The 26,213-nt window shown below is 58.7% G+C and carries 22 protein-coding genes; 5 read left to right on the top strand and 17 right to left on the bottom strand.

The features are described 5' to 3' along the window. Positions 1 to 120 precede the first annotated feature (120 nt). Complete coding sequence (locus LSG25_RS18690) at positions 121 to 393, top strand: hypothetical protein (protein ID WP_232742379.1); 273 nt, start codon at positions 121 to 123, stop codon at positions 391 to 393. A gap of 53 nt (positions 394 to 446) precedes the next feature. Here the strand turns inward: LSG25_RS18690 and LSG25_RS18685 are convergent, their stop codons facing one another. Genes LSG25_RS18685 through LSG25_RS18655 form a run of 7 tightly spaced genes read right to left on the bottom strand, consistent with a single transcriptional unit; the run spans position 447 to position 6,892 of the window. Beyond that, complete coding sequence (locus tag LSG25_RS18685) at positions 447 to 1,172, bottom strand: amino acid ABC transporter ATP-binding protein (protein WP_232742378.1); 726 nt, start codon at positions 1,170 to 1,172, stop codon at positions 447 to 449. 21 nt (positions 1,173 to 1,193) lie between these two features. Continuing rightward, positions 1,194 to 1,886 carry an amino acid ABC transporter permease gene (locus LSG25_RS18680; protein WP_232742377.1) on the bottom strand — a complete coding sequence of 231 codons (693 nt, stop codon included), beginning with the start codon at positions 1,884 to 1,886 and terminating at the stop codon, positions 1,194 to 1,196. A gap of 2 nt (positions 1,887 to 1,888) precedes the next feature. Next, the gene (locus LSG25_RS18675) at positions 1,889 to 2,584 is read right to left on the bottom strand and encodes an amino acid ABC transporter permease (protein WP_232742376.1); all 696 of its coding nucleotides are present in this window, start codon (positions 2,582 to 2,584) and stop codon (positions 1,889 to 1,891) included. A 40-nt stretch (positions 2,585 to 2,624) separates the two neighbouring features. Then, positions 2,625 to 3,464 carry a transporter substrate-binding domain-containing protein gene (locus LSG25_RS18670; RefSeq protein ID WP_232742375.1) on the bottom strand — a complete coding sequence of 280 codons (840 nt, stop codon included), beginning with the start codon at positions 3,462 to 3,464 and terminating at the stop codon, positions 2,625 to 2,627. A gap of 22 nt (positions 3,465 to 3,486) precedes the next feature. Next, positions 3,487 to 5,088, bottom strand: coding sequence for a rhodanese-like domain-containing protein (locus LSG25_RS18665; protein ID WP_232742374.1), 1,602 nt, complete (start codon positions 5,086 to 5,088; stop codon positions 3,487 to 3,489). A gap of 53 nt (positions 5,089 to 5,141) precedes the next feature. After that, complete coding sequence (metC, locus tag LSG25_RS18660; protein ID WP_232742373.1) at positions 5,142 to 6,299, bottom strand: cystathionine beta-lyase; 1,158 nt, start codon at positions 6,297 to 6,299, stop codon at positions 5,142 to 5,144. After that, entirely contained in the window at positions 6,299 to 6,892 is a 594-nt protein-coding gene (locus LSG25_RS18655) for a hypothetical protein (protein WP_232742372.1), read from the bottom strand. Before LSG25_RS18655 ends, metC begins: the two co-directional genes overlap by 1 nt. A gap of 140 nt (positions 6,893 to 7,032) precedes the next feature. Here LSG25_RS18655 and LSG25_RS18650 point away from each other — a divergent pair, with 140 nt between their 5' ends. Next, positions 7,033 to 7,902 carry a LysR substrate-binding domain-containing protein gene (locus LSG25_RS18650; protein WP_232742371.1) on the top strand — a complete coding sequence of 290 codons (870 nt, stop codon included), beginning with the start codon at positions 7,033 to 7,035 and terminating at the stop codon, positions 7,900 to 7,902. A 77-nt stretch (positions 7,903 to 7,979) separates the two neighbouring features. On the opposite strand, the gene LSG25_RS18645 is transcribed toward LSG25_RS18650, so the two are convergent. The 5 genes from LSG25_RS18645 to LSG25_RS18625 are packed head-to-tail and all read right to left on the bottom strand — an operon-like array spanning position 7,980 to position 13,178. Then, the gene (locus LSG25_RS18645) at positions 7,980 to 9,149 is read right to left on the bottom strand and encodes an alpha-hydroxy acid oxidase (protein ID WP_232742370.1); all 1,170 of its coding nucleotides are present in this window, start codon (positions 9,147 to 9,149) and stop codon (positions 7,980 to 7,982) included. After that, on the bottom strand, positions 9,146 to 10,120 hold the full coding sequence (locus LSG25_RS18640; protein WP_232742369.1) for a tripartite tricarboxylate transporter substrate binding protein: 975 nt from the start codon (positions 10,118 to 10,120) through the stop codon (positions 9,146 to 9,148). Before LSG25_RS18640 ends, LSG25_RS18645 begins: the two co-directional genes overlap by 4 nt. A gap of 40 nt (positions 10,121 to 10,160) precedes the next feature. Then, positions 10,161 to 11,087 (bottom strand): fumarylacetoacetate hydrolase family protein, encoded by a 927-nt coding sequence (locus LSG25_RS18635; protein WP_232742368.1) that lies wholly within the window; start codon positions 11,085 to 11,087, stop codon positions 10,161 to 10,163. Next, on the bottom strand, positions 11,084 to 11,959 hold the full coding sequence (locus LSG25_RS18630) for a TauD/TfdA family dioxygenase (protein ID WP_232742367.1): 876 nt from the start codon (positions 11,957 to 11,959) through the stop codon (positions 11,084 to 11,086). Before LSG25_RS18630 ends, LSG25_RS18635 begins: the two co-directional genes overlap by 4 nt. Before the next feature lie 43 nt (positions 11,960 to 12,002). Beyond that, on the bottom strand, positions 12,003 to 13,178 hold the full coding sequence (locus LSG25_RS18625; protein ID WP_232742366.1) for an iron-containing alcohol dehydrogenase family protein: 1,176 nt from the start codon (positions 13,176 to 13,178) through the stop codon (positions 12,003 to 12,005). A gap of 141 nt (positions 13,179 to 13,319) precedes the next feature. Here LSG25_RS18625 and LSG25_RS18620 point away from each other — a divergent pair, with 141 nt between their 5' ends. After that, positions 13,320 to 14,231, top strand: a complete 912-nt coding sequence (locus LSG25_RS18620; protein WP_232742365.1) for a LysR family transcriptional regulator — start codon at positions 13,320 to 13,322, stop codon at positions 14,229 to 14,231. An 86-nt stretch (positions 14,232 to 14,317) separates the two neighbouring features. Here the strand turns inward: LSG25_RS18620 and LSG25_RS18615 are convergent, their stop codons facing one another. Further along, entirely contained in the window at positions 14,318 to 15,283 is a 966-nt protein-coding gene (locus LSG25_RS18615; protein ID WP_232742364.1) for a tripartite tricarboxylate transporter substrate binding protein, read from the bottom strand. 38 nt (positions 15,284 to 15,321) lie between these two features. Continuing rightward, on the bottom strand, positions 15,322 to 17,391 hold the full coding sequence (locus tag LSG25_RS18610; protein ID WP_232742363.1) for a metallophosphoesterase: 2,070 nt from the start codon (positions 17,389 to 17,391) through the stop codon (positions 15,322 to 15,324). A 115-nt stretch (positions 17,392 to 17,506) separates the two neighbouring features. Between LSG25_RS18610 and LSG25_RS18605 the strand changes: the two genes are divergently transcribed. Then, complete coding sequence (locus LSG25_RS18605) at positions 17,507 to 18,328, top strand: IclR family transcriptional regulator (protein ID WP_232742362.1); 822 nt, start codon at positions 17,507 to 17,509, stop codon at positions 18,326 to 18,328. Positions 18,329 to 18,389: 61 nt separating this feature from the next. On the opposite strand, the gene ilvD (LSG25_RS18600) is transcribed toward LSG25_RS18605, so the two are convergent. From ilvD (LSG25_RS18600) to ilvD (LSG25_RS18590), 3 genes are all read right to left on the bottom strand, one after another. Then, positions 18,390 to 20,075 carry a dihydroxy-acid dehydratase gene (gene ilvD, locus LSG25_RS18600; RefSeq protein ID WP_232742361.1) on the bottom strand — a complete coding sequence of 562 codons (1,686 nt, stop codon included), beginning with the start codon at positions 20,073 to 20,075 and terminating at the stop codon, positions 18,390 to 18,392. A gap of 118 nt (positions 20,076 to 20,193) precedes the next feature. After that, the gene (locus tag LSG25_RS18595; protein WP_232742360.1) at positions 20,194 to 20,667 is read right to left on the bottom strand and encodes an OsmC family protein; all 474 of its coding nucleotides are present in this window, start codon (positions 20,665 to 20,667) and stop codon (positions 20,194 to 20,196) included. A 586-nt stretch (positions 20,668 to 21,253) separates the two neighbouring features. Beyond that, a complete protein-coding gene (gene ilvD / locus LSG25_RS18590; RefSeq protein ID WP_232742359.1) occupies positions 21,254 to 23,125 on the bottom strand; it encodes a dihydroxy-acid dehydratase in 1,872 nt (623 codons plus the stop codon). Between the two features lie 178 nt (positions 23,126 to 23,303). On the opposite strand from ilvD (LSG25_RS18590), the gene ppc reads away from it, so the two are divergent. Continuing rightward, entirely contained in the window at positions 23,304 to 26,159 is a 2,856-nt protein-coding gene (gene ppc, locus LSG25_RS18585) for a phosphoenolpyruvate carboxylase (protein ID WP_232742358.1), read from the top strand. Positions 26,160 to 26,213: the final 54 nt, after the last annotated feature.

Raw genomic sequence — 26,213 nt, 5'->3', positions numbered from 1 at the left:
TCGGCAGCAAGTCCGGCCCTATCCGCAGGGACGAGACCGCTACAATGAGGCAATAGATACCGTATTGCGCCGCAATGCAGAAAAATCCGGCCGGCTCAAAGTCGACCCAACGAGAATTTCATGAAAAAAACCGATCTGGAAAAAAACAAGGCACTCAAGCTTGTTGGAAAAATGAAGCAAAGCGCGACCCCTGGCCGCTTTGCCACCGACTCCGGCGCAGCGCTGGTCGATCGCCGCGAACAGCGCAAACTCGATCAGGCGCAGGGCCTGATTTCGTTTCCCGTGAAGATCAAGCAAGACATGGCCGAGAAAATCCGGGCGCTCGCCAAGGAGCAAGGGCTCAGCACCAATGAAATAGTGGATGGCCTGCTGGAGAAAGCCCTGAAGGCCTGATCGCACCGGAACCTCCCGGGGCTGGCGCCGGCCCCGCGCGCCAGCCTGGTGCCCTAGTGAATGATATCCGACAGGAACCTCTTTGCCCGCTCGTGCCGGGGTGCGGTGAAAAACTCCGCAGGCGTGGAGTCTTCGAGAATTTCGCCCTGGTCCATGAACCAGACGCGGTCGGCCACATCCTTGGCAAAATTCATTTCATGCGTCACGCACACCATCGTCATGCCGTCGGCAGCCAGTGCCTTCATGACGCTCAGCACCTCGCCGACCATCTCCGGATCCAGAGCACTGGTTGGCTCGTCGAACAATATGACCGGCGGTTTTTGCGCCAGGGCCCGGGCAATGGCGACCCGCTGCTGCTGGCCGCCCGACAAATTGGCCGGCATTTCATTGATTTTTGCGCTCAGGCCAACCTTGGCCAGCAACTCTTCAGCCAGCTCATAGGCCTCGGCCCTGGAATAGCCGCCGACCTTGATGGGCGACAAGGCAATGTTCTCTTTCACCGACAAATGGGGAAATAGATTGAACTGCTGGAACACAAAGCCGATTTTTGCGCGTAACTGATTGATGTTCAACTTCGCATCGGTAATATCCACCCCTTCCACCCGGATGACGCCGCTTTGAATTTCCTCGAGCTTGTTGATGGTGCGGATCATGGTGGATTTTCCGGAGCCCGACGGCCCGCAAACGACCAGCACTTCACCGGCCTTCACTTCACCGCATACATTAGTGAGCGCCTGGTATTTTTTATACCATTTGTTGACGTTTTCGAACTTGATCAATCGAGTCTCCCGAATCGGAAATCAGGCCAGGCCTATCCGTTTGTTGTCCAGGTGCGTTTCCAGCACTTTGGCGAGCTTTGAAAGCAGCGCGCACAGGAAGAAATAAAACAGCGCCAGGATCATATAGGTGCGCAAGGTGCCGGTCAGTTCGATGCTGTTGATCTGCTGCGCCGAAAACGAGGCTTCCTGTACACCGATGATGTAGGCAATCGATGTGGCCTTGATGGTCGATACGAACTGGTTCAGCAAGGATGGAATCATATTGCTCAAGGCTTGCGGCAACTGGATGGACAACAAGGTCTTGAAATACCCCAGCCCAAGCGCCCGCGACGCTTCCACCTGCCCAGCCGGCAAAGCCTCGAGGCCGGCGCGGATGATTTCAGCCAAAAACGCGGATTCATAAATGATGATGGCGCACAGCGCGGTCGAGAAGGCGGGCACCTCGGTGCCGATCAGCGTCGGCAGCAGGAAGTAGGCCCAGAAGATGATCATGATCAGGGGAATCGACCGGAACGTATACACCCACACGGTCGCGCCGATTTTCAAGGCCCTGATGGAACTTGTGCGCGCAACGCCTATCAGCAATGCGATCGGAAATGCGCCCATCAGGCCCAGGCCGGCCAGCAGCAGTGTTCCGGCGAAGCCGCCCAGCGGGCCGTGGGGCCAGGACCCCACCAGAAACATCAAGCCATACGTGCTCAGGAAATCAATCATGTCTAGCTCTTGAAGTTAGCCGGGAATTTCCTGGACACCTGGGCGCCCAGCGTGGCTATCAGCAACGATATGACCAGATAGATCAGCGTGGAAATCATGAAAATCTGAAAGGTCTGGAACGTGGTGTTCTCGATCTTCTTGACCTGGTAGGTCAGTTCGGTGACGCCAATGACCATGGCCAGGCTGGTGTCCTTGAAGACAATCAGCGAGCGATTGATAATGGGAGGAATGCTGATGCGCATGGCCTGCGGCAGAATCACGTAGCGCAGCGACTGCATCGCGCCCAGCCCTATGGATCGCGCCGCTTCGATTTGGGTCGCGGCAATGGCCTTGATGCCCGAACGAATATCTTCGTAGTAATAAGCGCTGACATTCAGCGACAAGGCAATCAGGGCAAACGAAAACTCGGTATTGCCCTGGTTTATCCATAGCCGGATCGCCTTGGGCAGCACTTCCGGCATGCCGAAGTACCAGACCATGATCTGCACCACAGTGGGCACATTCCGATGGTATTCGACATACAGGGCGATAATCCAGCGCAACAGCTTCGACGGAACCAGGTACAGGCCCGACAACAGCAGGGCAATCGTCAGCCCGCACACCAGCGCTCCGGCAAACAGCCGCAACGTTACCGACACCCCCCACATCAGCATGTGCAGGGTGTCGGGATTGGTCAGCAGGGAAAAAGAAAAATCCATAGATCAGCAGGGTTGCGCCGCAACCCTAATCCTCGAAGACTTAATTCGCTCTATCGACCGGCTGCACCTTGAAAGTACGGTTCAGCTTGTAGATGGAATCCTTGCCCATCCATTTATCATAGATTTGGCTCAGTTCACCCGACTTGTCGATTTTCTCGATCGCAACATTGATGGCATTTTTCAGATCGGTTTCGCCCTTGTTCACCACAACCCCTATGTGCTCGGTATAGGTCGGCTCGGACAGCAGTTCGGTAGGGGTGGAGGTTTTTTCCGAATCGTTCTTGAAACGCAGCAGAACGAGATCTCCGGCAGTCATGGCGGCGACCTTATCGTTTTGCAAACCCAGGTAGCACTGCGAAATGGTCTGGAAGGTAAGCACATCGGATTTTGTCAGCACCTTGGATGCAATGGCCGCCGAACTGGAACCCGACGAGGCGCACACTTTTTTTCCAGCCAGGTCGGCCAGGGTTTTGATGCCGGAATCCTTCTTGACCAACACCCCGATATTGCCTTGCAAATATTGAAGGCTGAAATCAACCTCTTTCGCACGGGTGGGCAAATAGGCCATGGAGCCCGCCACCATATCCACACGCCCCATTTTCACCTCCGGAATGCGCGCTTCGGTCGACAAGGGTTTATGGACGAGCTTCAAGCCCATTTCTTTTGCGATGGCCTTGCACATATCGACATCGTAGCCCACATATTCGCGTGTTTTCGGATCCTGGAACCCATAAGGCGAGCTGGCATTTTGCGTGCCGCACACAATGCTGCCCTTGGCCTTGACATCGTCGAGCCGATTGGCCTGTGCCGCGCCCGAAGCAAAAACGGCGGCTGTCGCCAAACCGGCCAAGATGGTACTTTTGATTATTGGATGATGCATGTTTGTCTCCCGTATAGACTAATTAATGATGCGCTTGAATCAAAAACGTATTTCTTTCCTGCTCATCGATTTGAGAAACCAGGTTGGTCTCCCACTGCAGATACTGCCGGGCGGCGGCCTTGTTGCCGTCATGCCGATCGTGCACAAAAAACAGGTAATCGATGCAGTCCTTGTCGCGCGGCATATCTTCGGTCTGCTCCAGCGGCAAGCCCGCCTGGCGTAGAACCTGGTCCGAGACCACGCAAAGATAGACATGCCGGTATTCGTGCGACTCGAGATCCTGGGCCAGCACTTGCAGGCTTTCAAGAGAGGACCCCAGCAGCAGTACCGGCGTAGCCACGCGCCCTTCAGTTCGCGACAATAGGCTGGGCCGAATTGCCCAGACCGAGCCTTCCAAATGATTCTTGCGGTACGCGACACTCTGGCGTGTATCGACGACCAGGACATCCCTGGTTCCGCGAATAAAACCGGCCAGTTCCGACGGATTCAGCACCGCCGTATTTTTCAATACGGGCGTAAACCGCTGCGGCTTGGGCAAGCCTGAAAGCGTCTCTGGATTGGGCCATAAATAGACGTCCCAGCCCAGTTGCTTCAACCAGCTTGCCACCACCGGAGCGCGGATTCCGTCGAAATCGCAAATCACCACTCTCGATTTGCGCACGCCTATGTACTGATCCGTGGCCTGTATCAACTGGCCTCCCGGCGTGTGCTGGACCAGCGCATCGGGCACATACTCCGACTCGGTGCGCACATCGCATAGAAAGGTGTTGCGGCCGTCATCGGCCACCCAGGCTTGCACTGTGGCGGTCGTAACGCCTGGCAGGTCGAATTTTTCTATCAGCCCCCCGGCCCGCTCCCGCAGGGCCGGCTTGGTGTCTTCCGGTATGGCTTCGGGATAGAGCCGATTGGACTGATGTTCGAGCGGCAGGTCGGCCAAAAACCATCCCTGGGTACCGTTTTCCAGCGCATAGACTTTGTTGGGCACATTCAGATTGATCAGTGTCTGAGCGCCGATAATGCTGCGGGTGCGGCCGGCGCAATTGACGACTATCGTGGTTTCGGCGCTGGGCACCAGGGCGCCGACACGCAAGGCCAATTCACCATTGGGGCAGCAAATCGCACCCGGGATGCTCATTTTCCGGTATTCCTCGATGGGCCGTCCGTCCAGCACGATCACATCCGTCTGGTCATCCTGAAGCATGTCATACAGCGCCGCGGCGGACACGCTTGGCGTGCCATAGGCGTGTTCGGCTATTTCCCCAAAAGTCTTGCTGGGCAGATTGACTCCGGCAAAGGTCTCGTAGCCGCTGCGCTTCCAGCTCGATATGCCGCCTTCCAGCACGTACACCTGGGTATAGCCAAGGCGAAACAGGACGCTCGCGGCAGCGGGCACGACGGCCTGGCTGCGCTCATCGGCATACACGACGATCCGGGTCGATTTGCTGGGCACCAGCCGGAAGATATTGAGTTCCAGCGTGCTGTAAGGCAGAGGCACGGCGAAGAACAGATGATCCTCGCCATATTGACCGTGCTCGCGAATATCGAGCAAGGCAAGTTCGGATGCGTCATGCACCCAGCTTTTTAATTGATGGGCGTCGACGAATTGCAAAGTGGGTTGAATCATGTAGTGGCGTAAAGAATCTGAGTGGGTGAATTATTGAACCGAGACCAGCAGAACTATTGAACCGAGACCAGCATTTTTCCCAGATCGGCCTTCAAGTCTTCCGCGTCTTCCAGGCCTATGTGCAGCCTTAGCAGATAACCGGCATCGGCATGGTCGAGCCGTGTTTTCCTGGCGTCGATCGGCAGGACCAGGCTTTCATATCCGCCCCACGAAGCCCCAATGCCGAAGATTTCCATCTGGTCGACAGCCTTTTCAATGGCATCGATGGAGAGCCCGGGCCGCAGCTCCAGCGACAGCAAGCCATTGCTGCCCTGGCAGTCCCGCTGCCACAAGGCATGGTTGCGATCGCCCGGCAATGCCGGATGAAAGACCGCGCGAACCGCCGGCTGACAGGCCAGCCAGCCTGCAAGGTTCAAGGCGCTTTGCGCATGCCGCTGCAGGCGCAGTTCGAGAGTGCGCATGCCGCGTAAAACCAAAAAGGCGTCTTCGGCGGACACTGTCTGGCCAAAATTGACACTGGCTGTCTCGATCGCCTGGAAAGCCGCCTGCGTCGTCGTTACGGCGCCCATCATCACGTCCGAGTGACCGCCCAGATACTTGGTGGCCGCGACAATCGAGATATCGGCCCCCAGGTTCAAAGGTTGGTAATTCAGGCACGAACCCCAGGTATTGTCGGCGCACAACAGAATGTTGCGCTGCCGGCATACGGCGGCCATGGCGGGAAGATCCAGCATGTCGTACAGCAGCGAACCCGGCGATTCGACATAGATCATGCGGGTATTGGTTTGCAGGCATGAGGCCCAATCGTCGTCGACGGCGCTGAAGTAGCCGAAGGTGATGCCGTAATGGGCCAACTGGGTAGTGCAGAACTTCTTCACCGGCTCATAAGCCGAGTCGGAGATCAGGACATGATCGCCCGACTTGAGGTAGGCCAGCAGAGTGATCGAAATGGCCGCCAGCCCGGTCGGGAACAACTTGGCCCGATGTCCGCGCTCCAGCGCGGCAACAGCGTCTTCCAGCGCATAGACCGTTTCGTTGCCGCGCGCCCCATAAGACAGCTGGCGCTCATGCTCGCGCTTGATCCGGGTGCTGCGCCAGTGTTCGAGGTTGTCGTATAAATACGTGCTGCCTTTGACTATCGGCGTATTGGCCCAGCCCGTGTCGGGCCGGCCAAGCCGGGTCAGCGCAGTCGCGCGGGAACGCTCCGACATTACGCAGCGCTCCGTTTGGTCTGGACGCCGACCGTCATCAGCTTATAGGTATTGTTTTCGGTGTCGAAGACCAGGCGTTCTTTCAGTTTCTCGAGCGCCAGACCATACATGTGCAGATGACGGATGCCTGTCTCGTCTTCGATCCTTACCGAATGGATATCGTCGGCCAGCAACGCAATGCCGCCACCGGGCGATACGGGGTGTTTCTTCACCAGCGACAGCTTGGCCGCGCCGGGTTGTGAGCCATCGTCGACCCGGTCGTAGAGATAATTGTTCTCGGTGCCCTGGACCGCCGCGATACAGGCCCAGGTCGTGTGGTTGTGGGGATGAATCAGTTTCCCCGGCTTCATGACATTCAGGTAAAGCGCATACGTGCTGTCGGGCTCTTCATGAATCAGGTAGCGCGCCTGCAACTCGCCCTCTTCAGGGCCTGGAAAATATTCATCCGACCACCATTTCTTGTGCGAAGCCAGATCGATCAGGGCAGTCAGGATCACGTCCAGATCCTGGCGGGTCACTTCCTTGGCGGCGGTGTGTTTTGCGGTATCGATAAAGCGGCCGACGGCGGCCGATCTTTCTGCAGCGTGAGTCATGTAGATCTCCTTTAATGAACGAAAATATAGGCGGGTATGGCTACTCTAACAAATTAATAATTATAAAAAACACATAAGTAATACTAATGTATTATCTATGAGAGGCTGTTTATATTCTTTGTTTTATAAGGGATTTCCCTATGAGAAATCTGGACCTTGATTTGTTGCGCACCTTGGTAACCATAGAAAAAGCTAATACATTTTCTGGCGCGGCAAATGAATTGTTCAAAACCCAGTCCGCCGTCACGCAGCAGATGCAGCGCCTTGAATCATTGATAGGCTTCCCCTTGTTCGAAAAAAAGGGCCGGCGCCGTGTTTTGACGCCGCAAGGCAGCAAGCTGGCCGGATACGGGCGGCGCCTGCTGGCCATCAACGACGAAGCCTTGCGCACCATAGGGCAACAGCCGATGGAAGGAGACGTACGGCTGGGTGCCCCGCAAGACGTGGCCGACACCATCCTGCCGTCCGCCCTGACTCATATTGCGCGCTACGCGCCGAAAGTGCGCCTGGAAATCCGCGTAGACCGCAGCCCATTCCTGATGAGCGCCCTGGAATCGGGCGATCTCGACCTGACCATATCCACGCGCTATCAAAAAAACCTCAATGGAATAATCTTGCGCACCTCGCCCACCGCCTGGCTGTGCGCCGCCGACTATGTCCACAACAAGCGGGCCCCCGTGCCGTTGATCCTGGCCGACGAGCCCAGCATATTCCGCAAAACCGCCCTGATGGCGCTGGAACAGACCAAGCTGGAGTGGCATATCAACTACCTGGCCCCTACCCTGATCGGCATCAAGGCCGCCGTCCGCGCGGGGCTGGGCATCACGGCCCGCAGTGTCGAACTGCTGGAAGCGGATATGCGCGTGCTGGGAGAGTCCGACGGCCTGCCGCCTTTGGCACCTGTCAGCTATTACTTGTGGACGCGCAAAGACACCATCAGCCCCTTGACCCTGCACGTCTACGAAATCCTGAAACGCAAATTCGAAGACAAAATGGAAAGCGCGCCTTGATAACCGGCGGCAGGCACTGTTGAATCATGCGTGCGGGCCGGGGCCGTATCTGTAAGGCAAGAGCCTGGCCTCTACCCCTATGCAAACAACGCCGACGGCCCAATCTGATTGGCATGCGGCACGCCGCAAAGCTGCATGGTCCGGACGAATTCCTCGCGCAGGATGTCGATGGCGCGCGCGGCGCCGCACTGGCCCGCCGCCGCAACACCATAAAGAGTCGCGCGCCCGATCAGCACTCCTTGCGCGCCCAGGGCCCGGGCCTTGAAAATATCGCTGCCGCGGCGAACCCCGCCATCGATCAGGACGGGCGTTCGCCCCTCAACGGCCCGGACAACCGCCGACAAGGCGTTCAGGGAGGCAGGGACGCAGTCAAGCTGGCGTCCGCCATGGTTGGACACAACGATGGCATCGCAACCCATCGCCGACAGCCGACGGGCATCATCGGGGCAAAGCACGCCCTTCACGATAAGCTTGCGAGGCCACGCGTCACGCAATTGCTGCAGACGCGACCAATCGAAAGAAGGATCGTAATACCGCCCTACAGACGACGCGGCTTTATTAGCGCTATCGGCCGGCGCTGGCCGCAGGTTTTTCAGATTCTCGACAACCGGCATGCCATTGCGCAGCAAGGCCAGCGACCATCGCGGGTGGCAGGCGAAATCCAGCACATTGCGCGGTGTGAAATGAAATGGGAAAGACAGATGGTTGCGGAAATCGCGCTCGCGCTTTCCGCCCACGGGCAGATCCACGGTGATCATGAGCGCTTCGTAATCGGCCGCTCGTGCCCGTTCGATCAAGCCTGCCAGCGCTGCGCCATCGCGTAGGATATAGGCCTGGAACCAGAGCCTGCCAGGCGCCTGGCGGGCCACTTCTTCAATCGAAGCCGTCGCCGAGGTCGATAAAGTATAGGGAATACCGGCGGCGACGGCAGCCCGTGCAATGGCGATATCGCCGTTCGGCCAGCCGTACCCGGCCGCACCTGTGGGCGCAACCGCCATGGGCAAAGAGGCAGAGGCGGCAAGCAGTTCCACGCCGAAGTCAATGGTCGATACATCGACAAGCGTGCGCGGCATAAGCCGGACCCGCCCAAACGCGTCCCGATTATCGCGCAGAACGATTTCGTCTTCCGCACCGCCATCGAAGAAATCGAAGATGGCGCGAGGCAGCCGCCGCTGCGCCAGGCGGCGGAGGTCGTCAATCGAACGAGCACCAGCCAGCCTTCGCGCCATCGCCCGCCCATCGCTCATTTCGCGTCGATCTTTATATCGGCCGCTTTGATAACGTGCGCCCAGCGCTCTTTATCCTTGTTGAGGTAATTGCGGAACTCTTGCGGCGTATCGCTCTGCGTGATGGCTCCCAGGTCGTGCAGCCGCTTCTGGATCTCGGGATCTTTCAGCGCTTCGACAACAGCCTTGTTCAACTGCGCGACAATCTTGGCCGGCGTCTTGGCTGGTGCCAGCAAACCCACCCACGGGGCGGTGAGTTCAAACCCCGGGAAACCTTCGTGATTCATGGTTGGCACACCGGGAAAATCGGCAAGCGGCTTGGCCGTGCCCACGGCAAGCACTCTAAGCCGTTTTTGGTTTACATAATTGGATATGCCTATGCTTGGATAGAACATGAAATCCACACGACCCGCCATGACCTCCGCCAGGGCCGGCGCATTGCCGCGAAAAGGCACATGCAGCATTTTCACCTTCGCCATAATGCCCATCATCGCCGCGGCCAGATGCGCCGAACCGCCTACGCCCGAAGACCCGAAGGTCACCGCGCCGGGCTTGGCCCGCGCCTTGTCGATCAGTTCTTTGATCGACTTGACCGGGGAGTCGTAACGCGTGACGGCAACGAGCGGCAAGGTTGCAACCAGGGAAATCGGTGCAAAATCCTTGGGATCGTAGCCAGCTTTTTCTCCCAGCAGCAGGGGATTGACGTTAAGGGACAAGGAGGTGAACAACAGCGTATAGCCATCGGGCGCCGCACGCGCCACATCGCGCGTGGCAATCATCGAAACCGCCCCGGTCCGGTTCTCGACAACGACCGACTGCCCCAGTGTCGCCGTCATGCTCTTGGCAATCAGGCGGGCGATGACATCGGTAGGCCCTCCCGCCGAGTAGCCTACGATCATGTGTATGGGTCCGTCGGGAAAATCCTTCGCACTCGCTCCGGAAGCGGATAGGCTCATGGCCAAGGTGGCCAGCAATGCAATAAGTGTCTTCATTTGTCTCTTCCTTTTGATTTAATTTATCTGCTGCTTCTTGCTAAGCAATGCTGTGTTCCAGCACACCTACGCCCGACACCTCCAGCCTGACTCGATCTCCCGCTTGCAGATATTCAGGCGGCGTACGGAAAGCGCCGCTGCCCGCGGGTGTTCCAGTCGCCAATACATCGCCTGGTTCGAGCGTCATGAAGCGCGAAATGTAGGCAACCAGCGTGGCAACCGGAAACAGCATGTCGCGCGTACCGGCCTGCTGTTTCAGCACGCCGTTTACCCAGCTCGATACCATCAATGACTGCGGGTCGCCGATCTCGTCCGAGGTAAGCAGCCACGGCCCCATCGGGCAGAAACCGTCCATGCTCTTGGCGAATGTTGTCTGCGGCGGGGAAATATCGAACTGGAATTCACGCGCACTGAGATCGTTCAACACAGAATAGCCGGCCACCCATTCCAGGGCCCGCGACTCGGGAACGCAATACCCATAGTCGCCGATGACAACCGCGAGCTCGGCCTCGAAATCCAGTTTCTTCACGCCGTCCGGACATGCGACAATCGCGCCGGGCGAGCTCAGGCATGAGGCAAGCTTGCCAATAATCCGCGGCTTCTCAAAGGGCGCAACGCCTGTCTCCTTCGCATGATCCGCGTAATTCCTGCCCACCGCCACCACCTTCCCGGGCCGCGGAACGGGCGGGTACAAGCGAACGGATTCCAGCGTTTGATAGCGGGTCGCCGCCTGGGCCTGGCACTGCTCGACGTGCACGTGAAGACTCCGCATGACGTCAGCCCCGCCTTGAAGCAGCCGAAGCATGCCGCCCGAGGCGGCCGGGTGGCCGCTGCGCAGGCAATGTTCCTGTGTGCTGCCCGATACAGCCTGGGCGGCAATCCATTCGCTCACATCAAGAATGCCGGCCTCCAGCACCACCCCTGTTCTGGGTGCCTCGCCGTCGCCCCGATAGCTGACCAGTTTCATGCCGCCTCCGGAAAGTAACGGTCGGCGGCCACCTGGCAGCGCTTGATCAAGCGGTGCTCGTCCGGCGTGTAGTCCGCAACGGCATTGTGTATCGTGCCCATGTTGTCCCACATCAGTACATCGCCGACAGTCCAGCGATGCCGATAACGAAAGGCCTCCTGAGTCTGATGGGCGAACAGGAACTCCAGCATGCGATCGCTTTCCTCTTGAGGCATTTCATTGATTCGTATCGAGTAGCCTGGATTGGCGTAGAGCACCTTCCTGCCGCTGATCGGATGCACCATGAAAATGGGATGCGAAACAGGCGGTCGCGCCAGACGCTGGGCCTCGGTCAGGGGTGGGCGGCTGCTCCCCTTTTCACGCCGCATCATTTCCCAGAACTTGTTGAAATCGTGCAGGACTGTCATGCCTTCGAGCCGTACTTTCAGCTCTTGCGGCAATGCCTCGTAGGCCGCATGCATATTGCAGAACTCCGTACAACCCAAGGGTTCGCCATCCCGATGCGGAATCTGCATGCCGTACAGAATATTCACGAAGGCAATCAGCTTGCTATACGACATATCGGTATGCCAGTCCTGCCCCGCGTCGCTCAGGCCTATCGGCTTGCCGTTTTCGACAATATTCGACAAAGTCATCACTTCGGGCAATCCCGGCTCTTGATAGCTGTTCGCAACATTTACCTCCAGCGTGCCGAAATTCTGGGCAAACGTTTTGAGCTGCACAGCCGAAATATGCTGCGCCGGAAAAAACAGGACGCCGAAAGCCCCCAGCAGTTTTTCAATTTCAGCGAAATCTTCCGGCGCAAGCGCGGCGGACAGATCGAGGCCCTCGACCCGGGCCCCCAGGCTTGCTCCGCTTTTTGTGACCTTCATGAAATACCTCCGGCTACTGCGATGGTTTGCGATGGAACGGCTGCTACCACGCGGCGTCAAGAATGGCTTCAATGTCGTCCGGCTTATTGACCGGACGCGGATTGAAAGCCAGGCCGCGCTCATGCATTGTTTTTCGCGCAATATCGGGCAATGCCTCCCGGGCCACGCCAATATCGCGCAGGCTGCCAGGCAGGCGGCATTCCGCCTGCAGATTGGCAAGCCAGGAAAATAAAAACCCGTCATCACCTGGCGGCAATGCCGATAAGGATTCACCCAGAACGGCCTCGATCGGGCTCAGGCAATCCGGCGCCGCGCTCTGATTGAAACGCACGGTGTGCGGCAGCATGACCGTATTGGCAAGACCATGAGGCACTCCGCATGTGGCTCCAATCACATGGCACACCGCATGATGCAGACAGCTGCGCGCGGAAGCCAGAACCATGCCGGATAAATGCGCAGCCACCAGCAACTCGACACGGTACTCAATTGATTCCGGATCGCGAGCCACGGCGCGCAATGCATGGTCGAACCGCCTTATCCCTTCCAACGCCAGAGAGGTGGAAATCGGCGACCGGCTTGTCGAGTACAAGCCTTCCAGGCAATGGGCCAGGCCGTTCATGCCTGTGGCCAGCATGAGCGGCGCGGGAATCGACAGATTCAGCTTCGCATCCAGCAAAATGACGCGACTGGCAAGTTGTGGATCCCAGAACAGCAGCTTTTCACCCTCGGGCGTACGCACGCCGAAAGACGGAGTCACCTCGGCGGCCGAAGCCGTCGTTGGGATCGAGATGATTGGAACCTTCGGGCGCAGCAGATCGGGCGCCACAATCGTGGCCGGCAAGATGAAGCGCGATGCCAGATCGCGCAGTGTGCCGCCTTCCGCAAACAGCAATGCCGCGGCCTTCGCGCTGTCGGATACGCTTCCCCCACCCACAGCAACCACGCAATCGGCCTCATGAAAATTCATCCGCTCTGTGACTCGGCCAATCATTTCCAGATCGGAGTGCTGGGGAATATTGTCGAATTCAGCTACCGCCACATCGGACAACAAAAGCAGAAGGTCGGCATACAAACTGTGGGCACGCATGCTTTTGCTGGTCAGTATCAAAGGTCGCCGGCACCCAAGATGCGCCAGTTCGTCGGCCAGGGCGAGGGCGGCTCCCGGTCTGCAAACCAGGCGGGTGCGAAGTGCCTGATGCGTGAAATCGACACCTGCCATCTGTCCGCGATCTCCTTTGCCGCCTGGCGCCATAGTATCTAAAATAGAAACAGTGAGACGGCAGTATAGTGACCCTATTCCTGTATGCATAGAACCAAATCAGGAATATATTATTCTTGAAATGGAAACTATGGAGCCAAAATGGATAGGCTACGCAGCATTGAAATATTTATCGAAGTGGCGCAGCAGTTGAGCTTTTCGGCGGCCGCCCAACGATTGGGAATAGCAAAGAGCAATGTCACCAAACACGTGATATGGCTGGAAAAGTCATTGGGGGTCCAGCTGCTGACCCGAACCACAAAAAGCGTAAGCCTGACCGAGGCCGGCCTGTCGCTGCTGGAGAACGGCCGAAGCCTGCTTGAACATGTCGACAGCATAGAAGCACGCTTGCAGATGTCGGTGAAGGAACTCAAGGGTACCCTGCGCGTTGGCACGCCTCCTTCATTCGGCGCCCATCATCTGGTTCCCGCCATTACCGCTTTCGCCGACGTCCACCCGGATATCCGCGTGATCATGTATCTGGACGACGGCAGGGCCGATCTGGTGACCGAAGGGCTGGATATGTTGATTCGCATTACACCATCGTTGAAGGATACCAGCCAGATCGCACACCGGCTGGCTATCGTTCCGCAAGTGCTGGTGGCTTCGGCGGGCTACCTGAAACGGCGCGGCCACCCCCAGTCGGTGCTGGGGCTGGCCAGCCACGACTGCATGGTGCATTCGCTCAAATCCCCTACCAATTCGTGGAAATTCACCGGCCCAGGGGGAAACGTAGCGGTTCAGGTGCAAGGAACCATTCGCGCCAACTTCGGCGAACCATTGCGCCACGCTGCTTTGCTCGGCCACGGCATTTCAATGCATCCCCGCTACATGGTGGACCAGGACCTGAAAGACGGCCGCCTTCAAATAGTATTGCCCGAGTATCAACCCACCGAGCTGGAAATTTATGCCGTGTTCCCCAGCCGCAAGAATATGCCCGCGCGCGTCCGGACATTTCTGGGCTTCCTGACCGACTGGCTCGGCACTATGCAATGGGCCGGAAAATCCATTTAGCGTTTCTTCCGACCCTCTTTCTTCAGGCAGTCCGGCGCCTTGCCAGGCAAGGCAGCAGGGGCTCCAGCGCCCCGGGTGCGACAGGCTTATTGCACCGATATTCCGGTTTCCGCGACGATCTCCTGATACTTCTTCATCTCGGCGCCTATGAAATCCTTGAAGGCAGCGCCTTGCAAGGGCGTAGGCGTCAGCCCCTGGTCTTCCAGAGATTTCACAAAGCCCGGATCTTTGAACACCGCCATCACATCGTCGCTGATCCTGCCGGCCAGTTCCGCCGGTAAATCCTTGGGCCCGAACACACCGAACCAGTTCGTAAGCTGCAGCCGCGGCAAACCCAGTTCCACGGCCGTGGGCACATTGGGCAATAATTTTTCACGCTTGGGCCCGGCCACCAGAATGGGCCACAGCTTGCCGGCGCGGATGTGCTGGAGCAGCGGCGGCGTGGTTGCAAAAAACAAATCGATCTGGCCACCCAGCAGATCGTTGACCGCAAGAGAAGTGCCGCGGTATGGCACATGCATCAGCGGCAGGCCAGTGAGGCGCCCCAGCATCTCTCCCGCCATGTGCTGCTGGCCGCCCACGCCCGGCGACCCATAGCTGATCTGCCGCTGCGACCCTTTGTGTGTCAGCAACTCCTTCAAGTTCCTGGCATGCAGCTTGGGCCCGCTGACAAGAACCAGGGGCGCCGAGGCAACCAGAGCCAAGGCCGACAAATCGGTGATGGGGTCGTAGTGCATGCGCTTGAACACCAGCTTGTTGAGCGAGACCTCCGGAGTGTATCCAAGCAACAGCGTGTAGCCATCAGGAGCGGCGTGGACCGTCTGTTCGGCGGCAATCATGCCGCTTGCGCCGGTCTTGTTTTCAACCACTACGGACTGCCGCCATTTTTGAGTCAGGACCTTGGCGAGCAGGCGGGCCACAATGTCGGTGGACCCGCCTGGCGCATAGCCGACCAGAAGCTTGACGGGTTTATCCGGATAAGCGGCCCGGCTGGCGGGCGAAACAAATAGCATGCCCAGCAGCAAGGCCAGGGCTATAGAACGACACTGCATAGGTATTCTCCGATAAATTGAGATCCAGTAATGCGCCTTCATTCAAGCAAAATCAACAGCAACTGCAATTCATCAGCCTTCGCGGCCTCTGCACTTTCGAGCATGTCTATTTCAGTTTCAATCGTTTGCCGCAAGCCCGAGGCCAAGTCGTGGGCAATGCAGGCCGGTGGAAGCGTTTTGAGCAGATCGAGGGCTTGCCCCGTTTTCGCACAGATCAGCGCATAGCGGTTGGCGCCGGCACTGAATACAAGCGAACCGCCCGCATTCGGGATGTTCTCTTCCAGAGCAATGCTTGCGGCGCCGGAAAGCAGTGCATTGAGCGTAGTAAAAACGCTGGCGGCAATGCGCGGATTGAAGCGCCGGTCGATAAAAGCATGCCGGGGGAAATAGCCGCGATCGACGTCCATGAACGTATCGTAGACATAGCGGATAGCCGACGAAGCCTTGGAAAGGATCATGGCCTGCGCAACACTGGCCGCCACAGCAAGATCGTCCGCGCGTTCAATGGCAAGGCTGGGGCCGCTGAGCTTGAGCGACGCAAGCACATGGCAGCCCGTATCGCGGCTGAATTCCATGAGTCGCAGGGCCGCCGGCACAAGCTCCTGATCCGCCTCTATGCGTACCGTGACCCCGTCGATATCGCCCGCATGGAGCGCGGCGACAATGAATTCGCGGTGCACGGCCAGTTCATCGAGTGTGAAACCGGCTTTGACGAAATGACTGAAATGCGTGCCATCGTAATGAGAAAGATCGGCACTGAGGATCTTCGAATAATAAATCCCGACGCCGGTCTCCGAGCGGATGGCCCGCAAGGTGCCGCGCTGCCGCTCAAAACCATCCAGCGTGGCATTGACCTCGAATGCGGCCACACCGCATGCCGCCATATCCAGCGACAAGAGACCGGGCTTGGGCGCCCCCAGCGAAGTAACGATGTATTGATGGCCCATCCGGGCCATGAGCCGCATGCGTTCCCGGGATTCAATCTCGGCCAGATCCAGATCGGGCACTTTGGAGAGGCGCGCGCCCATTTCCCACAAGGCCAGCAGCGGGTAATCGTTGCGCGCCCATTTCCGGCCGAACTCCTGCACTCCGCCCGTGGCGGTGATCTGCATGCTTTCCGCCCAGGGGTGCCGCAGTTCGACACCGACATTATTGAAGGAAGACGTCTTGGGATGCGCCAGGAAGCGGGACGGCCGGGCAATGCGGGTCGTTCCGGCTTTGGCCTGGGCGCCCATGGTGCGGATCGAATAAGCGACATGGCCGTTGGCGAATACGTCCACCACGAAATAACCGAATTTGTCGACATCGCCCCGGCCAAACTCGACACTGGGAGCCACTCGGTAGAACTCGGAAAAATCGTGGCGCAGAAAAGCAGTGGAAGGCAGCATATAGAACTCTGCCTGGCCTATTCGGTCGTACCAGAAATTATGCACATGGCCGGCGAAAACGGCTTCCACCTGAGGCTGGCGCAACAACTCGAGCAGCCAGCTCCGGCCAGGCTCATCGACATTGTCGTAGCTGCCACGCTCATCAGTGGAATAAATATAGGGCGGGTAATGCATGAAAAGAAAGACACGTTTGCCGCCGGCTTCCGTGACCTGCCGCTGGAGCCAATGTTTTTGGCGCTCTTCATCGGGCAAGCCGGAATTCAGCAATAGCGAATTGATAATGACAAAGCGCAAATCCCCCTCGTCGAACGCAAAATAATCCTGGCCGAAAGCTGCTCGATATGTCTCGAGAAACGCCTCGCACACCTGGTCCGCCGGCATCCAATCCACATGCTTGTCACCCACGTCATGGTTGCCGGGCACCAGATGCACCGGCACCGTTAGCGGACTGGCAATGTCCTTGAAGCAGGCCACGGCATCCTGGAATGTCGGCAGCGATGGTACGGGATGCACGATATCGCCCAAATGCACGACAAACTTCGGCGCCGGTTCCATGGCGGCAATGTCCAGAAAGACATGGCGCGCACGCTCATTGGCCAACTGGTTGGTGCGATACGGCGAACTGGACACGCCATCGCTCTCGTTGACGTGGGTGTCGGCGACAACGACAAAAGAAAAAAGCGGCTGGCCGCTGAAGGACGACGAAGCGGATCGATTCATATTAATTGATGCTCTACGGAGTTTAATTCCATTAATTGGAATTTAATTTCATTTATTTGAATTGAATTATTGTTGCGATTCGCTAATATGTCAAGAATCAAATCAAGGAGCCCAGATGGCGGAACAGGAAAAAGACCGGCCCGAATTTTTAGATAGCGCGGCGTTGCGGGCCCATCCACAGTTTGCGTCCACCTTGGCTAACGGGCTGGCCGTTCTGGGTTGCTTCGCCAATGGCGCGGGAACCCTGGGCAACAAGGACATCGCGGAGCAATTGGCGATGTCGAGACCCACGGTTTCCCGATTGACATTCACCTTGGTGGGGCTGGGTTATCTGCGGCGCGACCGTCAAACAAGCAAGTACTCGCTAGGACCCGCGGTATTGTCGTTGGGCTATCCCTTGCTTTCCCAACTGACAATCCGTCAGGTCGCGGCCCCCGCCATGCTGGAACTGGCCCGCTATGCCCATGGCCCGGTTTCGGTGGGTGCACGCGATCGCTTCCAAGTGGTCTACGTCGAAACCGTGCAGGACCAGGAGTCCAACGACACCAAGCCCGGCGTCGGCTCAACCCGCCCGTTCCTGCGTACGGCCATTGGCAGAGCGCTTCTATATTGCCAGGACAAGCCAGAACGGGCGCTGATCCTCAAGCGCTTGCAGCAAGCTTATCCCGACGACTGGGAAAAATTCCGCCCTGGACTGGATACCGCTTTTTCGGAAATAGATACGCTGGGGTTCTGCGTCGTAGCCGGCGACTGGAGGCCAACCCTGGCCGCCGTCGCAGTCCCCATGAAAGGAAAGGTAAACGGCATGTCCCTGGCATTCAACCTGACAGTTCCAAGCTACGCCACCGATCGGAGCCGGCTGGAAAAAGACCTGGGGCCGCGCCTGCTGGGCCTGGTGCACAATATTGAATACAAATTAGGATTGAGCAAAGACTGAACGGCGGAGCTGGCGGCCATATTTGCCCACCGCCCCGCCATCAGACGAAAAACACTGAACCCTAGAAATTGTCCAGCACCGCCCCCGTGCTGGCCGTGGATGCATTGAACGCGAACTTGGCCTGCACTCCGCGCGTATAGCGCGGTGCCGGGGCCTGCCAGGCGGCACGACGCGCCTTGATCTCTTCTTCGGGAACGTTCAGTTGCAACAGCAGCCGATGAGCGTCGATGGTAATGGAATCGCCCTCGCGCACCAGCGCTATGCAGCCACCCACGGCCGCCTCAGGCGCGACATGCCCGACCACCATGCCCCAGGTGCCTCCCGAAAAACGGCCGTCAGTGATCAGGCCCACCGAATCGCCCAGGCCGGCCCCTACCAAAGCGCCCGTGGGCGCGAGCATTTCAGGCATGCCGGGGCCGCCCTTGGGGCCGAGGTAACGCAACACCATGACATCGCCGGCCTTGATCTTGCCATCCAATATGGCCTTGAGTCCGGACTGCTCGTCTTCGAAGACCCTGGCGGGTCCGGTCATGACCGGATTTTTAAGCCCGGTAATTTTGGCCACCGCCCCTTCCGGCGACAGATTGCCCTTGAGTATGGCCAAGTGGCCCTTGGCGTACAGCGCCTTGTCCAGGGTATGAATGACGTCCTGATCCGCGGACGGCGCATCGGGTATGTCCTTCAAGGTCTCCGCCATCGTCTTCCCGGTAATCGTCATGCAGTCGCCATTGAGCAAACCCGCGTTCAACAGGATTTTCATGACTTGCGGAATGCCGCCGGCGCGATGCAGATCGACAGCCAGGTACTTGCCGCTGGGCTTCAGGTCGCAGATGACCGGCACGCGCTGGCGCACACGCTCGAAGTCGTCGATGGTCCACTGCACATCCGCCGCATGGGCGATCGCCAATAGATGCAGCACGGCATTGGTGGAGCCGCCCGTCGCCATGACGACGCTGACGGCATTCTCGATGGAGGCCCGCGTAACGATATCGCGCGGCTTGAGATCGAGCTCGATCGCACGGATCAGGGTTTTGGCCGATTCCGCCGCCGAGCCGGTTTTTTCATCGTGCACATTGGCCATGGTGGATGAATAAGGCAGGCTCATGCCCAGCGCTTCGAAGGCGGAGCTCATGGTGTTGGCGGTATACATGCCGCCGCACGAACCGCTGCCTGGTATGGCATGCAGCTCGATCTGCCTTAGCTCTTCGTCGCTCATGCGGCCCGCCGAATTCTCGCCCACCGCCTCGAATACGCTGACGATGTTCAGATCCTGGTTTTTATAACGGCCCGGAAGAATCGTGCCGCCATAGACATAAATAGCCGGTACATTGGCGCGCAGCATGCCCATCATGCCGCCCGGCATGTTTTTGTCGCAGCCGCCGATCACCAGCACCCCGTCCATCCACTGGCCCTGCACACAGGTTTCGACACAATCGGCGATGACCTCGCGCGACACCAGCGAATACTTCATGCCCTCAGTGCCCATGGCCATGCCATCGGAAATTGTCGGCGTACCAAATACCTGGGCGTTCCCGCCCGCCTCCTCGATGGCGGCAATGGCGGCATCGGCCAGCTTCTGCAAGCCGCTATTGCAAGGCGTGATGGTGCTGTGGCCATTGGCCACGCCCACCATGGGCTTGGCAAAATCCTCTTCCTTATAGCCCAGGGCGTAATACATGGAACGATTCGGCGCGCGGGCCGAGCCCTGAGTAATATTCGCGGATCGTAGACGCTTGGCTTTATTCATATTTATCTCCTGGGAGGCTAGAGTGTGGCACCGGAATGCAAGTTTTTCAAACGCGGCCTAGCCGGAACCCGGCGCGCGCAGCGCCACAGGCGGGTAACGCCGGTAGCAGGTTCGGGAGTCAAGACTCGGACTCGATCGTCGGCTCGCACATAACGGGAAAATTGACGGAATTGGCGATAAAGCAGAAATGATGCGCCCGCTCGTGCAAACTGGCCGCCAACTGCGCATTGTCGCCGCGCCGGATTCTCACCTTGGGCCTCAAGGTGATTTGCGTAAAAAAACCCCCGCGATCCGGATCTTCCTGCATGATGCCCTGCGCCTCATCGGCATAAGCCAGAACGGCAATGCCCGCATCCGCGCATAGATGCAGGTACCAAAGCTGATGACAGGCGCTAATTGAGCCGACAAGCAGGTCTTCCGGATTCCACCGCTGGGCATCGCCCAGAAAATGCGCATCGGACGAACCCGCTATATCCGGCTTTCCAGCCGAACTCAGGGTGTGGCTGCGTTCATAAGACCTATACGCGGTTGTTCCCTCGCCCTTGTTTCCAGTCCAGTTCACCTGAATGTTATAACTGTGCGTTCGACTCATTTCCATTCTCGACTCAATCGGGGTTGAATGCGGCAACAGCCCTTATGGGGGCACGCATCGGTTTTACATTACTCCTTTTCACCACGATATGCCCGGCCCACAAAGTGACCAAGGACTTGCAGGCGAATGGACTGGTCGCAGTCTGGCGGCCCGAAAGCAAGACACGAACAATGTGATGACAATGTGTTGGGGGGATCTGTTGGAATGGCCTTTATGCGATAGCTCATTGTGATATCAGCCCACAAGCACGCAAAAACGCAGGTTTGCGATCGCCCAAAAAACCCCAACGCAAGCGGGGGTGGCGGCCCAGGCAGGGTGAGCGAGCTTGAGTCCGCCGCGGCCGGCACCTGGATCGGGATGCAAGGGAGCGGTTGTCTGAGCGTCAAGGGTGTCCACAGCCCGGGGGGCTGTGGACGACGCGAGTTCCGCGACCGCCCGATCCAGGCGCCGGCCGCGGGCAGTCCTGGCGCAGCCAGGACCGGACGATGCGAGCTCCACTCTGCCCGGGCCGCCACCCCCGCGCCTTAAGAACACTAAATAACACTAAAAAACGCGAATGACGAGCAACCCACAGACCCGCCGGCGCTTACCGCCGACCGCCATTCAACTGCGACACATCCCGCACCGCGCCGCGATCGGCGGAGGTCGCCATCGCAGCGTAGGCCTTCAAGGCCTGCGACACAACACGTTCCCTATCCACCGGCTGCCAGGCCTTGTCGCCGCGGGCCTCCATTTCAGCGCGACGCCGGGCGAGCTCCTCATTGCTGATGGCCAGATTGATCGACCGATTCGGGATATCGATTTCAATCGCATCGCCATCATTGACCAAGCCAATATTGCCGCCTTCGGCCGCTTCGGGCGAAGCATGGCCAATGACCAGGCCCGACGATCCGCCCGAAAAACGCCCATCGGTAAACAAAGCCGAGCACGCCCCCAAACCCTTCGATTTCAGATACGACGTCGGGTACAGCATCTCCTGCATGCCAGGCCCACCCTTGGGCCCCTCGTAGCGAATCACCACCACATCGCCCGCCTTGACGGCGCCGCCCAGAATGCCCTCAACCGAAGCCTCCTGGCTTTCGAACACACGCGCAATGCCAGTAAACTTGAGTATGCTTTCATCGACGCCCGCCGTCTTCACGATGCAGCCCTTGGGCGCCAGGTTACCGTACAGCACAGCCAGCCCGCCATCTTGCGAATACGCATGCTCCTTGGAACGGATACAGCCCTTCTGCCGATCCAGATCCAACTGCTCGAAATGACGATTCTGGCTGAATGCCACCTGCGTGCGGACCCCGCCCGGCGCAGCCTTGAAAAACTCATGGACTTCCGCGCTGGCCGAACCGCCATTCACGTCCCAGTCGCGAATCGCCTGGCCCAAGGTGCCGCTATGCACATTGCCCGCGTCTTCGTTGAGCAGGCCGGCACGCGACAACTCGCCCAAAATACCCAATATGCCGCCGGCACGATGCACATCTTCGATATGAAACTTGTCCGTTGCCGGCGCCACCTTGCACACGCAAGGCACCTTGCGCGAAATACGATCGATATCGGACATCGTGAAATCAACACCCGCCTCTTGGGCCGCGGCCAGCAAATGCAGCACCGTATTGGTCGAACCGCCCATCGAGACATCCAGCGTCATGGCATTTTCAAAGGCCTGGTACGTGGCAATGCTGCGCGGCAATACCGACGCATCGTCCTGCTCGTAATAACGCTTGGCCAAATCGACAATCAGCGTACCGGCTTTTTCGAACAGGCTCTTGCGGCGCGCATGCGTGGCCACCACGGTTCCGTTGCCCGGCAAGGCCAGGCCCAGGGCCTCGGCCAGGCAATTCATGGAGTTCGCCGTGAACATGCCCGAGCACGAACCGCAAGTCGGACAGGCGTTGCGTTCAACCTCGGCCGCCTCGGCATCGCTCACCTTTGAATCGGCGGCCTTGATCATGGCGTCGACCAAATCGAGCTTCATCAGTACTTTCTGGGTGCCCGCTTCAACAATCTTCCCGGCCTCCATCGGGCCACCCGATACGAACACAACAGGGATATTGAGGCGCATCGCAGCCATCAGCATCCCCGGGGTGATTTTGTCGCAATTGGAAATGCACACCATGGCGTCGGCGCAATGCGCATTGACCATGTATTCCACCGAATCGGCAATAAGTTCGCGCGACGGCAGCGAATACAGCATGCCTCCGTGACCCATGGCGATACCGTCGTCGACCGCGATCGTATTGAATTCCTTGGCCACGCCGCCGGCCGCTTCGATTTGCCTGGCCACCAATTGACCCATGTCTTTCAAGTGCACATGACCCGGTACGAATTGGGTAAACGAGTTCACCACCGCAATAATGGGTTTTTCGAAATCGCCATCCTGCATGCCGGTCGCACGCCACAGAGCGCGGGCGCCAGCCATGTTGCGGCCTTGGGTCGAGGTACGGGAACGATATTGCGGCATTGAAGTTCTCTGGTAGAAAGAAAAGGAATTAAAGGCTGAATATGATAATCGTCTTGGCGCCGTTGCGCGAATCAGCCCCGAAGTACCGGCGTTTTTGAGGAAAAGGCTCAAGCTATCGTATAGTTAGCGCTTGCGCCCGGCGCCTGCTTGCATAACCCCATCCAACCAAGGAGTCCCAGTGAACTTGCCCGCCCCCAGCAACACGGAACCGTCGTCCCACTTGCGTACCGACATACGGCTGCTCGGAAAAATACTCGGCGAAGTCATTAAAGAATGTGAAGGCAAGCCAATTTACGACGTTATCGAAAGGCTGCGCCGCGCCGCCGTTACCTTTCGCCGCGAAGGCAAGACCAAAGACAGCATCCTGCTCGAAAAGCAGATACAGAAGCTGGCCAGCCAGGATGCCACCTTGGTCATCCGCGCCTTTACCTACTTCCTGCATCTGTCCAATATCGCCGAAGACCGCGATCAGAACCGGCGCCAACGCCACTACGCCCTGACCGAAAGCGCGCCGCAGCGCGGCAGCCTGCAGCATGCTTTCGAGTTCCTGAAAAGCAAAGGCGTAAGCAGCGGGAAAATCCAGCGCCACCTCAGCGACGCGTGCATCATGGCGGTACTGACGGCGCACCCCACCGAGGTACAGCGCAAAAGCACCCTGGATGTGCACCGCGAAATCGCCCTGCAGCTGAGCCGCCGCGACACCACCCTCACCTCGTCCGAAGAAGAATGGCTGCAGCAGCGGCTTACCGGCCTGGTGGAGACCCTCTGGCAAACACGCCTGCTGCGCCGGCAAAAGCTCACGGTCCTGGACGAAATAGACAACGCCCTGGGCTATTACCAAAGCACCTTCCTGAGCGCCATACCGCGCCTGTACCAGGATCTCGCTCTCAAGCTGCGACGACCAGGCCGCTCCAGTTTCGACATCAATGCCAGTCCCTTGCCGCCTTTTATGCGCATGGGCAGCTGGATCGGCGGCGACCGCGACGGCAATCCCAATGTCAACGCATCAACCCTGGAACAGGCGCTGCTGCGGCAAGCCACGGTAGTCCTGCAGCATTACCTGCAGGAAGTAAAAGACCTCGGCACCGAACTGTCGATCTCGCAAACGCTCAGCGCCGTCAGCCCGGAGCTCCTTGCACTCGCGCAGGCCAGCCAGGATGCCTCGCCGCACCGCGCCGACGAGCCTTATCGTCGCGCCTGCATCCACCTCTATGCCCGGCTCGACGCTACGGCCCAGAACATCACGGGCCGGTCGCTGGCGCTGCGCCCCACCTACCCGGCACCGGCCTACGCCGGCGCCGCCGAATTCCAGCTCGATCTGCAGGTCATCGCCGATTCGCTGGAAACGCAGCACAGCGGCCTGATCGGTCTATTGCGGCTGAACGGCTTGATTCAGGCCGTCAGCGTCTTCGGGTTTCACCTGGCGACGGTGGACCTGCGTCAGAGCTCCGATGTGCACGAACGCGTGCTCGCCGAGTTGTTCAAGGCGGCAGGAGTCCGGTTCAAGGGCCAGGCCATCGATTATCCGACGCTTTGCGAAGCGGACCGCATCGCCGTACTGCGCAATGAAATCCAGGAAATCCGCCCCCTGGTGTCTCCCTGGATACAGTATTCGGACGAAACCGAAAAAGAACTGGCCATACTGCGGGCTGCCGCCGCAGCGCGTCAACGCTACGGGCGCCAGGCCATACAACAGACCATCGTGTCGCATACCGAAACCCTGAGCGACTTGCTCGAAGTCCTGGTGCTGCAACAGGAAAGCGGCCTGATCGCTCCGGCTGCCGCCACGTCCGGACTCAATGACGGACTGATGGTGGTGCCTCTGTTCGAAACCATTCCCGACCTGGAGCGCGGGCCCGAAATCATGGCGGCATGGCTCGACCTGCCCGAGGTGGCAACGCGCATACGCCACACCCAGGGCGGAATCCAGGAGGTCATGCTGGGCTACTCGGACAGCAACAAGGATGGCGGCTTCCTGACATCGACCTGGTCGCTCTACCAGGCCGAGCGGCAATTGGTCGAGGTTTTCAAGAAGCGCAAAACCCGGCTGCGCCTGTTCCACGGCCGCGGCGGCTCGGTCGGGCGCGGCGGCGGATCAAGCTTCGACGCGATCCTAGCTCAGCCCCCGGGCACGGTCAATGGCCAGATCCGGCTTACCGAACAGGGCGAAGTCATACAGAGCAAATACAAGGACGCCGAAGTCGGGCGCTGGCATCTGGAACTGCTTGTGGCCGCCACGCTCGAGGCCAGCCTCACTCCTCATCAATCGGCCTCTCAAACCGAAGACGAAAATATGGCCCGCTACGGAACCGCACTGAGCCTGATGTCGGTCGCCGCACAAAAAGCGTATAGAGATCTGGTCTACCACACCCCCGGATTCGCGGACTATTTTTTCGCTTCGACGCCTATCCTGGAAATCGCCGGCCTGAACATCGGCTCGCGGCCATCGGCGCGCAAACCGAGCCGGCGCATTGAAGACCTGCGAGCCATACCGTGGGGGTTTTCGTGGGCCCAATGCCGGCTGATGCTCACCGGCTGGTTCGGCCTGGGTTCGGCGATTCTGTCCTACCTGGAACACAAAGGCGACGATACCCCGGGCAGCCGCGACGCGCGTCTGGCGCAATTGCGCGGCATGGCCCGCGACTGGCCGTTTTTCTATACGCTGCTGTCGAATGCCGAAATGGTGCTGGCCAAAACCGATCTGGCCATTGCCAGGCGGTATTCGAAACTTGTGCCCGACAAGAAACTGCGTGAAAAGGTGTTTGAACGCATCGAACAGGAACATGCCCTGACGCTGGAAATGTTCAAGCTCGTCACGCAGCGCGAATTGCTGGACGACAATCTGCAACTACGGGCATCGCTGAGCGAACGTTTTGCCTATATCGATCCGCTCAATCACTTGCAGGTGGAGCTGTTGCAACGCCACCGCGCGGAACGTCGCAGAACCACGGAGGCCAACGAAGAAAGCCGCAGCCAGCGCGCCATACACATGACCATCAATGGAATTGCGGCAGGACTGCGCAACTCGGGCTGAAGCCTGCCGCCCATGCCAGTGCGGGCACGGGAACTCCCCATGCCCGCACCTTGC

This window comes from Paralcaligenes sp. KSB-10 (genome assembly GCF_021266465.1).
Taxonomy (GTDB): domain Bacteria; phylum Pseudomonadota; class Gammaproteobacteria; order Burkholderiales; family Burkholderiaceae_B.
Note: the sequence above shows the minus strand (reverse complement) of the source record. Positions and strands in the feature narration are given on the sequence as shown.